This window comes from Shewanella sp. DW31 (assembly GCF_015767295.1).
GTDB lineage: Bacteria > Pseudomonadota > Gammaproteobacteria > Enterobacterales > Shewanellaceae > Shewanella > Shewanella oncorhynchi.
On sequence record NZ_JADWMP020000003.1, the window covers coordinates 110,333 to 124,722 of the forward strand.

Annotated in this window: 5 protein-coding genes and 1 pseudogene; 4 read left to right on the plus strand and 2 right to left on the minus strand. The window is 41.3% G+C overall.

The genetic code is table 11. The features are described 5' to 3' along the window. Position 1 precedes the first annotated feature (1 nt). Positions 2-2,074 (minus strand): ATP-dependent DNA helicase DinG, encoded by a 2,073-nt coding sequence (gene dinG, locus GWI56_RS04010; RefSeq protein ID WP_198572205.1) that lies wholly within the window; start codon positions 2,072-2,074, stop codon positions 2-4. 137 nt (positions 2,075-2,211) lie between these two features. Here dinG and GWI56_RS04015 point away from each other — a divergent pair, with 137 nt between their 5' ends. The 4 genes from GWI56_RS04015 to GWI56_RS04030 all read left to right on the plus strand — a co-directional run bounded on the left by GWI56_RS04015 (position 2,212) and on the right by GWI56_RS04030 (position 12,633). Continuing rightward, a complete protein-coding gene (locus tag GWI56_RS04015; RefSeq protein ID WP_198572206.1) occupies positions 2,212-4,641 on the plus strand; it encodes a DNA polymerase II in 2,430 nt (809 codons plus the stop codon). Between the two features lie 222 nt (positions 4,642-4,863). Then, complete coding sequence (locus GWI56_RS04020; protein ID WP_028760445.1) at positions 4,864-6,075, plus strand: porin; 1,212 nt, start codon at positions 4,864-4,866, stop codon at positions 6,073-6,075. Positions 6,076-6,346: 271 nt separating this feature from the next. Further along, positions 6,347-8,983, plus strand: coding sequence for a TonB-dependent receptor (locus tag GWI56_RS04025; RefSeq protein WP_028760444.1), 2,637 nt, complete (start codon positions 6,347-6,349; stop codon positions 8,981-8,983). Between the two features lie 833 nt (positions 8,984-9,816). After that, on the plus strand, positions 9,817-12,633 hold the full coding sequence (locus tag GWI56_RS04030; RefSeq protein WP_198572207.1) for a TonB-dependent receptor: 2,817 nt from the start codon (positions 9,817-9,819) through the stop codon (positions 12,631-12,633). A 135-nt stretch (positions 12,634-12,768) separates the two neighbouring features. Here GWI56_RS04030 and GWI56_RS04035 read toward each other — a convergent pair. Further along, positions 12,769-13,509, minus strand: a pseudogene (locus tag GWI56_RS04035) (IS5 family transposase). Between the last annotated feature and the right edge of the window lie 881 nt (positions 13,510-14,390).

Here is a 14,390-nt window from a genome sequence, read left to right on the forward strand (position 1 = left end):
CCTACTCTATAACACGTCTAAAGGGCGGTAAGGCGTCCAGTAAGGACTTGCCATAGCGTTTAGTAACTAACCGCCTATCTAAAATGGTCACTCGGCCATAATCTTGCTCTTTACGCAGTAATCTACCACAACTTTGAATAAGCTTACGTGAAGCATCTGGGATTGTCAGTTGTAAGAAGGGATTACCGCCTTTGACTTTGACATATTCTGCATGCGCTTGCTCAACGGGCGAAGTTGGCACGGCAAAGGGCAGTTTAGTGACGATCAAGTTAGTCAGATAATCGCCGGGTAAGTCGAGACCTTCAGAGAAACTGCCTGTGCCGAACAAGATACTTGGTTCGCCCTTATCGCATTTAGCTTTATGATTCTCTAACAATTGTTGCCGTGGCGCATTGCCTTGGATAAGTAGCTCAGTGGTGAGTTTACCTTCAAGTAATTCAACCACTTTTTCCATCTGCCAGTAGGAGGCGAATAGCACTAAGGTTGCCATTTCGCCTTCAATAAGGGTGATGATTTGTTCGGCAAGTTCAGCCGTATAGGCATCATCCGTCGGCTCAGTGCGCATTTTGGGTAAATAAAGTGTCGCATTATTGGGGTAATCGAAGGGCGATTGTAAGGCTAAATAACGACTGCCATCGTTGAGTGACAAACCTACTTGATGCACGAAATGGTCAAAGTTATTGAGTGCGCGCAGCGTGGCGCTACATAAGACTACGCCTGCGGCCTTTTGCCACAGCATGGATTCCAGCATAAAGCCGACTTCGATAGGTGAGGCGCTAAACAGATAATCCACTTGTTTACCTGTGATGAACTCAACCCAGCGCGCCATAGGTGCACCTTTATGTTTATCTTCCTTGGCCATCATCTTCCACAATTTTTGTAGATTCTCGAGCCTTTGCAGCATAAATCCAGTTTCGGCCAATAGCGCTTCGGATTGATGTTTAGGAATGTCGCCATCTTTAATCGCTTCGGCCAGCAGTGACAGCATTTTATTAAACTGTTTGAGGGCTAGATTAGAGGTAACAGCGAGGTTTTCGGCGAGAATGAGTAATGAGTCCGGCAGTTTGCCGTGCTCAAAACGCAGACGGTTTTCAGGATTGGCAAAGTGCTTTGTCTGGGTATCGCAGTAGTGGGCCACTTGATTGAGCTGGGCGATAAGATCGCCTAAATGATCTTGCATCGCCTGCGCGGGGGCAATGATATTGTTGCTCTTTATTTGGTTTTGTAACTTTGCGCAGGTTTTACCAATTTTTTCGAGCCAGTCGCAGGCACCCCTCAGCGTGGCCTGCGCACTGGAGAAATCCCTCGCCACAATCGGTAAGTGATGTGCCTCGTCGATAACATAAAACACGTCTTCGGGATCGGGCAAAATCACGCCGCCACCTAATTCTAAATCGGCAAATAACAAGCTGTGGTTGGCGATGAGCACGTCCCAGGTATCAACATCTTCGCGGGCTTTATGGAACGGGCAATTTCTGTGGCTGGCGACTTGACGATGACAGCTGTGTTTGTCGCAGGCGATTTGTTGCCACAGGTGATCGGGCAGCGGCACGGCTAAGGTATCGATTTCGCCGTTCCAGCGACCTTCGTTATAGTCTTTTAACAGGCCATGCATCATAGCCACTTGGCTATTGTCAGGTTTAGTTTGCCACATGGCCATTTGTGTACTGTTGTCGTCACCGATGAGCATCGCCAGTTTCGATAGACATACATAACGTTGTCGACCTTTAACTAAGCCAAAACGGAAATTTAAGCCGGATTGCTCAAGAAAAAAGGGTAAATCTTTATGCAGTAATTGTTCTTGCAAGGCGACGGTTGCGGTAGCGATGCAGACCTTTTTCTTGCTCGCTAATGCCAGTGGAATGGTACCGAGGATGTAAGACAATGATTTACCGATCCCAGTGCCTGCTTCGACCACAATGATGCGCCTATCTTTATCATAGTCGCCGGCGAGGGTCTTAGAGATTTCCGCCACCATATAGTTTTGTTCGCGGCGCGGCCTAAAATTAGGCAAGGCGGTAGCGATATCCTTATAGATGGCGCGGATCTGGGTTTTTACATTGTCAGGTAACATGCGTCACTACTTTATCGAATTAATGCTGTACATAATAACAGTGATTGCATAGCCTAAGAAACTTTTCTGCCATTTGGCGGCATTTAAATTGAGGAACCATCTAAATTGACTAGCTATGCGATTTGGGAACCCATGTGATGAAGTCAGAGGCTACCGCGGCCGTTAGTGTACAAGGTCGAGTCTTAACACGCCATGCGATTCATCGTCATGGGAGTTTAGTGTTGCAGTATTATCTGGCTACCGCCCAAGGCCCTGTGCTGGTGGAAGTGCAAGGCACTGAACACATTTGTTTTTGTCATCAAACTGATGTCACGGCTTTGCAGTTGCAAACGCCGGGTCAAGCATTGCGGTTTGTACCGTTAGCACTCAAAAGCTTTAAAGGCGGCGCGGTTAGTGGTGTTTATGCTAAATCTAGCAATAGTTTACGTACCTTACAGCGCATCGCTAAAGATGCCGACATCCCTTTATTTGAAGCCGACATTCGCCCTGAACAGCGTTATTTAATCGAGCGGTTTGTGGCACTTGATGTGGCGTTTTTAGGGCATTTCTCTGCGCCGACTAGCGACAGTCTTGAGGCTAACTCGCTGCCCGTGTTTATCGCCGAGCGGGCTAAGAGTATTGCCCCTTTAACGGCTGTACATTTGCGCTGTATTTCACTGGATTTTGAATGTAGTTTTGAAGGTTTACTCTATTCAGTTGCACTATATGGTCAATACAGTGGCCGAGACGAAGAGCAAGACAGTCTCAAGCAGACTTATGAAAAAGTGATTATGGTGGGTGAGGCTGAATCAAACTCTCCCGAATATATTGAATGGGTGGCCGATGAGGCTGCACTCATTCATCGATTAATCGCGTGGTTCCATGAGTTTGATCCTGACTTTATTATCGGTTGGTCAGTGGTGAGTTTCGATCTCGCGCTATTGTCACGCCGTGCATTATTACATCGTATTCCGCTCACCATTGGCCGCGGCGGGGCAAAGCTTGAGTGGAAAGTCGATAATAAATTTCGGCCAGAAACCTTAGTTTTACCGGGCCGTGTGGTACTCGATGGTATCGATTGGCTTAAAGCCGCTTTCTATCATTTTGAGCGGTTTTCGTTGGAATTTGTTTCGCGGAAATTATTAGGTGAAGGCAAGGCCATTCATAACGTGGATAATCGCGTTGAAGAAATTGATCAGCTGTTTAAGGCCCACAAACAAGCATTAGCGCATTACAATCTTACTGACAGCCGTCTGGTGTGGGATATTTTTAGTCATACTCAATTATGGGAGTTCGCCCTCGCGCGAGCTGAACTAACAGGTTTAGAGTTGGGGCGGGTTGGGGCTTCGGTGGCGGCATTTAATCATTTGTATTTACCGCATCTACATCGAGCAGGTTACGTCGCTCCCGATGCTCCTGCGAGTGATGGGATCGAAAGCCCCGGTGGCTATGTGATGGATTCTGTACCGGGACTTTATAAGCATATTTTAGTGTTCGATTTTAAAAGTCTATATCCCTCCATTATTCGTACTTTTTTGATTGACCCTAAGGGATTAATTGAAGGTTTGCAATTGCCCGAGTCTGACTGTGTTGCGGGGTTTCTCGGTGGCCGTTTCAGTCGGCAACAGCCCATTTTACCTAAGCTTATCCAAACATTATCTGAGCAGCGCGAAAAGGCCAAAAGTGAGCACAATGCGCCTTTATCCCAAGCGATAAAAATTATCATGAACTCGTTGTATGGGGTTTTAGGTTCTCAAGGTTGTGTTTTCCACGATGCAAAGTTAGCAAGTTCGATCACTATGCGTGGCCATCAAATCATGAAACAAACCCGCGCATGGATAGAAGAGATGGGCTATCAAGTGATTTACGGCGATACGGATTCGACCTTTGTCTGGCTTGGCAGCGAGCCTGATCTCTCAGACATTAACGCCTTAGGTAACACTCTGGCGCGGGAAATTAATGCTAAGTGGCAGGCTAAGATCGCTGAAGATCATCAAGTTGAGAGTTTTCTCGAGTTACAGTTTGAACGCCACTATGAGCAGTTTTTTATGCCGACCTTAAGAGGGTCGTTAGAAGGCAGTAAAAAACGTTATGTTGGCGCGTGGCGTAATGCGAGCGATGAACTTGAGCTTACTTTTAAAGGTATGGAGCAAGTGCGCAGTGATTGGAGCCCTTTAGCGCGCAAAGTTCAAGAGTCACTCTATGAACGGATGTTTAACCAAAGGGATATCAGTGTTTATTTGGCCAGTGTGTTTGAAAAGCTGCTTGATGGTGAGTTGGATGATGATTTGGTATTTCGCAAACGTATGCGACGCAATATTGAAGATTACACGGCTAAATCTTCTCCCCATGTTAAAGTCGCTCAACAATTATGCGACTTAACAGGAGATGCCTCTTTTGGCAAGCGTGGGGCGCAGATTGATTATCTGATTACTGTAAATGGACCGGAATCCTTACTGTACAGAACGTCACCAATTGATTACCAATACTACATTGATAAGCAAATTGGCCCTATTGCCGAGCCTGTTTTTTCGATAATGAAACTAAACTACATGGATATTGCGTCAAAGCAGTTGCTGTTAATATAGTGTTTTTAATGTTCTTTATGTGTTGCGCAGGGTGGCGAATGTAGCGTTTTAACCTGTTTTGTAGAGGTTAACTGGTTTGTTTTTGTGATGTTAATCGACATATTCTTTAGGTTTAGCTTTGAGGGAATATTGAAAGTTTGCTACCCTTTAAGAGGAAATTGTAAGGAAATATAACAACGGAATGACGTTGACAGAACATAAACAAAAAAGGTTAAGCACCAAATGAACAAGACGTTAGTAGCAACTGCGCTTGCAGCAATTTTTTTAGTTCCATCAGTCTCAGCTATCGAGATCTATAAAGATAATAAAAATGCCGTAGAAATCGGTGGTTTTATTGATGCACGCGTGATCAACACTCAAGGGGAAACAGAGGTTGTTAACGGCGCATCTCGCATTAATTTTGGTTTTAATCGTGAGTTGACTGACGGTTGGAAAGCATTTGCTAAATTGGAATGGGGTGTGAACCCTGTTGGTAGTAGCGACATCGTCTATAACAATCGCTTCGAATCTGTTCAAGAAGAGTTCTTTTATAACCGTTTAGGTTACGCTGGTCTGTCCCATGACACTTATGGAACACTGACTATTGGTAAGCAGTGGGGCGCTTGGTACGATGTCGTTTACAACACTAACTACGGTTTTGTGTGGGACGGTAACACTGCAGGTGTTTACACTTATAATAAAGATGATGGCGCGGTAAACGGTGTTGGTCGTGGTGATAAAACAGTTCAATATCGCAATGCATTTGGCGATGTAAGCTTTGCAGTTCAAGCACAATTGAAAAACAGCAGCTTCTATACCTGTGATACAACGGATGATATTTCACAAGCTCAGTGTCAAGCGAACTGGGAAAGCGGTGATAAAGCGGCTCAACAAGTAGAATACAATTATACTTATGGTGGCGCGCTGACTTATAAAGCCACTGATATGCTGACCTTAACTGCGGGTGTTAACCGCGGTGAGTTTGATGTGAGTTTTGGTAACGGCGAACAAACCACAGCGGTTGATCTTATCTACGGTGCAGGTATCACTTGGGGTAACTTCGATAGCAATGGCTTATACGCTGCTGCAAACGTTAACAGACAAGAAAATCATGACACAGACAATATTGGTCGTTTGATTAAAGACGCCTATGGTATTGAAAGTTTAGTTTCATACAAGTTTGACAATGGGTTACGTCCATTCATTTCTTACAACGTGCTTGATGCCGGTAAAGACTACGTCATTCAACCTAACTTTAATGCCGATCCTAACGATGAGTTCAAACGTCAGTTTGTCGTGGTTGGTTTGCATTTTGTATGGGACCCAAACACAGTGCTTTACGTAGAAGCACGTAAAGATTACAGCGATTTTACCAGTGCAGATAAAGAACAAGAAGCTAGAATGGCGCTTTCAGAATCTGACGGTGTTGCCATTGGTATCCGTTACACACTTTAAGTTTCCAGTTTCTATATAGTAGAAACCACTGTTTTAACAAAAAGCCAGTCAGTAATGACTGGCTTTTTTTGTTTTTAACGGTAAGTTAATTTGTAATAAAAAGACATTGTGTATTATTTGTTTGTATTTGGTTATCTTTTTGTTGATTAAATGTCTCTCATATGATTTTATGCTCCCGCAGCACTTCGGAATGTTTAAGGTGCCCTTGTTTAAAACTGCTTATTAAATAAGCAAATTATAATAAAAACATGATTTTCCCGGGAGATTGACAATGCATAAAAAAAACTTGATAGCAAAATCTGTGCGCTTTGCACTGATTAGCGGTGTGACTGCTACGGTATTAAATGTACCTTTTACATTTGCAGATGATAAAGATGGAGCAAAAGTTGAGCGTATAGCTGTAACTGGTTCGCGAATTAAACGCGCAGATATGGAAACGGCTAGCCCTGTTAGCGTGATTGATGCTTCAGCCATTATTTCCTCTGGTGCAATATCGATTGATGATGTTTTGCAGAAAATGACTTCGGCTGGCGGTGCAATGACTAACGCTGGCATAAATAATGGTTCTGGTGGTAATTCTCGCATAAACCTCAGAGGATTAGGCACTAACCGTACTCTAGTTTTGGTTAATGGTCGTCGAATGATTGCTTCTGGTACAGGAGCTGCTTCTACTGTTGACCTTAATACGATTCCAGTTTCTATGATCCAAAGAGTTGAAGTACTTAAAGATGGTGCTTCTGCGGTTTATGGTACAGATGCTATTGCTGGTGTGGTTAACGTAATTTTGAAAAGAGACTTTGAAGGTTTTGAAGTCAACGCCCAAACCGGCATTTCTGGAGAAGGTGATGCTGACGAGTCTACGATTGATATGACTTTGGGTAACACCTTTGATAAAGGCAATGTCGTTATAGGCGCACAGTATACAAAGCGTGGCGAGGCAAGCCAAGCTGATCGTGATTTTTCTGATTGCCCTGTAACAGAAACTAAGCCTGATGCAAGTGGTAAAATTAGCTTGTTTTGCGGTGGTAGTGGTTATTCTCAAGGTGGTCATATTTGGGGCGATACTGCAGATCTAAGTGGTAGAGGTGGTACTTACCATGATTATGTTACTGCAAATGATGCATATAACTATGCGAAAGATAGTTATCTATCGACGCCAATGGAACGCTTGAATCTCACGGCTGCTGGAACCTATGAGCTGACAGATACAACTCGTTTCTTTACTGAGGCTATGTATTCAAAGCGTTGGTCAAATCAACAAATGGCTCCTCAACCAATTTGGAACAGCGATGCATGGGTTTATAATCCTATTTCAGCTGGTGGTTGGATGACCGATGACCTGCTGCCATGGGTTAAGCCTGGAGAGGAACTCTCTTATGGTCGTCGCATGGTTGAGTCCGGTACCCGTGACTTTAGTCAAGTTGTAGACACTATTCGTATTGTTTTAGGCGTAGAAGGTGAATTTGATAATGGCTGGAGTTGGGATGCCTCTTATAATAAAGGTCGCAACGACTCTGTCGATACTCTGGCAAATCTACATAATTTAGGTTCAATTAATGCAGCAGTTTTAAAGGGGGAGTTTGATCCTTTTTTACAGTCTTCATGGGAAGGTGAGAGCATCACTCCATTCATTTATACCGAAGTAAATAGTGGTGGAAGTGAGTTAGATATTATTGCTGCAACCTTATCGGGTGATATTGTTGAGTTACCAGCGGGTATGATGGGCTTTGCTGCTGGATACGAGAATCGTAAAGAAGCTGCAAAGTTTACACCAGATTCATTAACAGCACAGGGGTTAGCTAATGATCCTAGGGTAGAACCTACCGGTGGTGATTTTAGCGTTAATGAAATTTATGCTGAATTGGCTATCCCATTGTTAAGTGGGTTACCACTAGTGGAACAACTCGATCTAAGTGCTGCAATGCGTTATTTTGATTACAGCACGTTTGGTGATGACACTACATGGAAACTAGGCTTAACTTGGCGAGTATATGATGACCTTATGTTCCGTGGGGGGTTGTCTACTGCATTCCGTGCTCCAACTGTTGATGAGTTATATGGTGGTAAGTCACCATCCTTCGAACAAATTGTTCATCCTGCAACAGAACAAGACCAAGCTGAAGTCACTGTTGGCGGTAATGGGTTATTAACCCCAGAAGAAGCCGACATTACGACGATAGGTTTAGTTTATTCACCAAGCTTCGTAGATGGTCTGTCTATGACTGTTGATTACTACGATATTGAATTAACAAACACTATAACTTCTGTTGACAACAATTATATTGCTAACCAATGTTTAGATGCTGCAGGTAATAAGATCAATACTGATACTGTATTGTGTCAATCTTCTAATATTCAGATTGATAACAGTGGTCGTATTAAGTTTGACAATGGTCTACAAAATATCGGTGCGACGAACACTGCGGGTTATGACATTAATGTTGCTTATGCATTTTCAGCTCTGGGATTGGATTGGAAAGCAGGTTGGGATACATCAATTCTGACCGAATATGAAGAATTCGATCCTGATGGTGTTGCTGTGGATTATCGTGGTTACATTACCGGCGGTACGGGAGCATATGCTAAATTCAAGAGTAATATGAACATCACTGCTAGTGCAGATGACTGGAGCTTTACTTATGAAGCTCGTTATATTGATGGGATGGACTCATTTGCTTGTAAAGGCAAAGAATCTAGTTGTTATGCGCCAACGGTAGGGAGTGTTATATACCATGATCTATCAGGATCTTATGATTTAACTCAAAATATTCGCCTATCAGGTGGTATCAATAACCTGTTCGATAAAGAGCCTCCCTATTACACAGGTAATAATGACTCAAACACAGATCCATATACTTATGAAATGTTAGGTCGTTATTTCTTCGTTCGTGCGAGTATGAAGTTCTAAATCCTCGTTAGCGGGAGTCATTATTTTGTTCCAGCTTTGATTATAAAAACCCTGAGGCACTTGGGGTTTTTTATCATCAGAATGAAGAAAATGGAAAACTAACTGGTACATAGCGTAATGGTCATTTAGATTAAGTCATTTATTTCAATAATTTGGTCACCTTAAATAACGAGCGCTTCTCAAATGGAAGGTAATTCAAATTTTGTTATTGTATTTGTTCGACAAATTTTCAGAACTCGTCAGTTCTGCACGCACACGTAAACTATCATAGACATCTTTGGTCATTGTTCTTATTGGCAATCAAGGACAAGTCAAATCCAGTCAAATGTCGGTATTAAAATCACTTTGGTTAAAAGTGCATGTTTAAGCAGAACTGAGGTTGTTTGTTGAAAATTATTCCCATGTTGTAATGATCCCCCCCATTTTGTTGAACAAAATTTAGCCATAAAATGTCAGGTTTTTTGAGCACTTATACTTAAAAGTGGTTTTAAGTGTTAATTTTTTGCAAGTATTTATGTTTGAGTTGTTTTTCAATTTGATAATGGGGAATTCTCCATTGTAACGAAATAAGTTCTTAAATTTCATGTGGTTATGATTTTTATTCAATTTGACACTAGACAAAGCTTATGGCTAATCATCAGCTTTAAACTATTCACAAACAGCGATCGTTGTGTTATTTCAGTTTCAATTGTTGATTAAGTGTTTTAAATGTGATTTTATTGGCTCATCTATGTGTCGGCGTGTGATTTTTTGGTGTCGGGCTTAGAGGAAAAGTCGTCAGTGAGATGTCGATGAAAAATAATAAAGACATAGTATGTCAAGGGAGATAGGCAATGCATAAGAATAATTTATTAGCTAAATCAGTGCGTTTCGCATTGATTAGCGGTGTGACAGCAACAACCTTAAGTACATTCGGCGTATTTGCTGCGGAAGAAGATGGTGCAAAAGTCGAGCGTATTGAAGTTACTGGTTCTCGTATCAAACGTACTGATATGGAAACAACAGTACCAATTACAGTTTTATCAAGAGAAGATATTGCTCAAACAGGCGCAATTAACGTTGCGGATATTTTGAACTCATCACCAGTAACAATTGCTGGTTCAGATCAATCAAATAGTGCCTTCACTACATCTACAGTTGGTCTCAATACAACTTCATTACGTAATTTAGGAGACTCAAGAACTTTAGTTCTTGTCAATGGTCGCAGATTTGTTTCTGGTGTTGATCCATCAAGTGGTTATGCAGTAGATTTAAACGCAATTCCGACTTCGATGATTGAACGTATCGAAATTTTAAAAAGTGCATCTTCTGCTATTTATGGTTCTGATGCTGTAGCTGGCGTAGTTAACATCATTACTCGTAAAGATTTTGATGGTGTAGAAGTAAATGCTCAAACAGGTATTTCTGGAGAGAGTGATCGTAATACTAAGACTGTTAGCCTTACATCCGGTAAAACTTGGTCAGGTGGTAATGCTTGGGTTTCGTTGGGCTATGATGATGATGAAGGTATTAAAGCAACTGACCGTGATTTTTCTAAACAGGACTTGGCAGTTTTTCTTGATGAGAATGGTAATGAATATGCTGGTCCATTGAATTCCTCTTTCGCCCCACAAGGCAAAATTGGTAAGTATAATGGTGATGGTACTTTATATTCAGGTGCAACAGGTAGTTTTAACAGAGCAGAATATCGGCAGTTAGTTACTCCACTTGAGCGTAAATATGCAGCGGCTGGCTTGAATATGGAGCTAGCAGATAACGTATCTATGTTTACTGAACTTAACTGGAATACGACTAAAACGATAGATTCCACTATTGAACCAACACCTTTAGATGTCGTAAACGATGTATGGTTGAAAAATCGTAATGGTAAAGGTGGAATGGACATTAATTCTCCATTGATTCCTGATGCCTTACGTAATGCTCTTGTTGCTGACGGAATTACAAATTTAAATCAGACAACGTTTACTCGTCGATTGGTTGAATTTGGTCCTCGCTCTACAGATTTAGAAAGAAATACGATTCGTATTGCTACAGGTGTCGATTGGGCAATAAATGATGCATGGGCATCCCAAACGTACATGACCTGGGGGAGAACTGACCAGTTACAAGATAACGGTGGTCAGGTAAATAAAGAGCGAGCAGCACTTGCGTTGGATGTGATTAAAGATGCCAATGGCAACTTAGTATGTGCTAATGAACTAGCACGTTTACAAGGTTGCGTTCCATTAGATTTATTTGGTGCGGGTACTGTATCTGATGAGGCTGTTAAGTATATTGAATCTCCTGCAAAAGCAGCTGGTCAGGCAGAGCAGTTTGTTCTAGGAAGTAGCGTAACAGGAGCTTTACCTGTTGCATTACCGGGGGGAGATATTGGTGTTGCCATGGGCTTGGAATATCGTGAAGAACGCGGCGTTTACAGTCCTGGGGATTTAGCTCAAACAGGTGCGTCAAGTACTAACCAATCAGATCCTACCGATGGCAAATTATACTCAAAAGACGTTTATGTTGAAGCAATTCTTCCTGTTCTTGAAAACCTGGAATTTGATTTAGCTGCGCGTTTTGCTGATCATTCTGTTACTGGTGGTGATTGGACTTGGAATGCTGGTCTAGAATATACGCCATTTGATTCGTTTAAGGTGAGGGCTTCTGCTGCCACAGCTATACGTACTCCAAATATTTCTGATTTATACGGAGGGCGTGGTGAAACTTTTGCTACTGTAGCCGATCCTTGTGATGGTGTGACTGCAACAACTGCTGGAAATGCGGCGGCTAATTGTCGTGCAATCCAATCTGTAAGTGATCGAATCGCTGCTGATGGAGTCTTTAAGTTAACTCAAGCAGAGCGTCAGGCCACTGGTGGTACACAAGGTGGTAACCCTGATGTCAAAGCGGAAACTGCTGATACTTGGAGTGCAGGTATTATTTGGCAAATCGTTGATGATTTGGCATTTACGTTAGATTACTATGATATATCTGTGAAGGATGCAATTTCTACAACAAGTCGCACGACAGTGTTGAACCGCTGTTTTGATGTTGATGCAAGTCAGTTCTCACAAAATTGTAATGGAGCTGCTGTACGTGACTTTAAAGGTGCTTTGATTGAAGTTCATTCAGGTACATCTAACGAAAATAACATTGATACTTCAGGTATTGATGCTGAATTTAATTATACGACTGATTTAGGGCCTGGTAGTTTTAAAGCTCAACTAGTTTGGAACTACACTAATGAATATGTTGTTACAGGCATTCTATCTGGTGAGGCCATTGATTATGTCGGTGATGTTACGCATCCAGAACATAGAGCTAACTTGAATTTATCCTATGCTCTTGATGAGATGAGCTTTGCATGGCGTATGCGTTACTGGGATGCAGTTGTTGACTCAGTAGATGAAAGTAATGGTAATTTTACAGATGGTGCTTCATTAACTACATTTAACGAGATTGATGCGGTTATATACCATGATGTAAATGCTAGTTATACATTTGCGAATGGGTGGGAAGCAATGGTAGGTGTCCGTAATTTATTTGATAAACAACCTCCATTATTGCCTCAAGGCTCTAATTCTGGCTCAACAGGTATCAATACTGCGTCAGAGGCTTATGATGTAACAGGACGTTATTTCTATGCTGGTGTTACTGCCAAGTTTTAATGACTGACTATCGGTAATTAGACTATTACAGAATGGAACCGGATCAATGTTGATCCGGTTTTTTTATTAGTAAGTAAAGTCATGTAAATATGCTGCTTAGATTAGGGCTTATTGTTTTTGTTGTATAAGTATTACTCAGGCTATACATGGTAACCACATTAACGTAAATGCCAGTGAAACCATATTGGCGTAATTCTTCGCTAATTTTTTATATTGCTCGGCAGTGTTTAATTTTTCAAAATTATTCTCCACCAAATGTCGATATAAATACCAATCAACCTTCACTTGAAGTGTATTGTTATAGTTGCGCTTTGAGATAACTGATTTCCCATCTTTATTTGCGGAGAATTCACGAAAAGTATCACTTCCATAACCTTTATCAGCAGTCACAGTATCAACCTGCTTTAAGTGCACAATGAGGTTGGGTGCGATAGTAATATAGTGTCTCTGGCCTTCTGATAATTCGACATAAATCGGTAATTCTCCGCTATTGACCGCTAAGTGAATTTGGGTTTAATTGCTGCTTCGACTTTTACTTAGGCGCTCATTGCTCTGTGTGGTTGCATCAGTAGTGTACTGATGTGCGCGCACGAGCGAGTCATGGATAAAGAGTAATTCCATGTTAGCAAGTCTAGCTAAGGCTTTTTATAGGTAAGCCCGCATGCTTTTTTAGACAATAAATGAAGCCGTCTAAAGATTGTACTCCAATGATCGAACTCTTCGGGCAAATCTTGCAAAGGAATAGCTGTTGAAAGCGATAAAGAATGTCTTCGAATGTTTGTCTATGTTCAGGCTTATCATAAACATGGCCTATGCTTTCCATTACTTAAATGAAATAGCTTTTCCCTGTATATCAGTTAGCATAAATATTGGCATGGCTTGAAGTTATTAGTTTTTTTGTAAAACAAATAATAACGTCTTGCTATGTTCTCTAAATATCACTCTCGAAAGAGCAACAGATCCTAGTCATTACTCCAAACTCCAAGAAAAGGGGTGTAATTGAGTAAATTTTGGAAAGTTAACTTGTAAAAATGAGTCATTTGCCTGTGTAGACGTTTTTGAAAGCACTATGGTGGGCATCTGGAAGAAGATAATGGTGGTCATGATCTCATTTATTGCGATGCGATTAGTGCGTCTCTTCAGCTAATGAAGTTTTCTCTAATTCTATGATGACAACATAGGAACATCATAGATATCACAAAACACTTCCACTAACTTGTTGTATAAAGGCTCTTCTGTGTGATGGGGTTATTTGAGGTCGAAAGATCCTATCACTTGTGCCCTTAGTTCTGATGTTCTTACACTGAGTTCAAGTTAAGTAAATCTTATCGGGGGATTTGAGTAAAGAGCATCTATTTGAGTCGTCTTTATGTTAAAAAATGTTAATTTTAATAAACAGGACACACAAAGTTGGTCTTTAGCTATCGTTATGATTTTATAGGGTTTAAATTAGTTTATTATTTTTTGGAACAAAAAGTAATAACCCTAAAGATTCATTTTTGTCTAAAAAAACACCTTTCGTAAAAAATTTCATTATTAACGCTTCTTTACACTAGTTTTTAGTCGTCTGAAATGTTGACACAGGTCAACATTTTGTGAAATGATGCCAGCGGGTCTATGCCTGTAAGGGCGTAGGAAAGGGAAGAAAAAACTAAGAATCACAAGAGAAAGACGAACTTACAGAAATTTTTTCGGCAAGTATTTATTCCTTGTCGTTATGTTGCTGGTAAGTTAAACCTTTTTATTCACTTCAAATT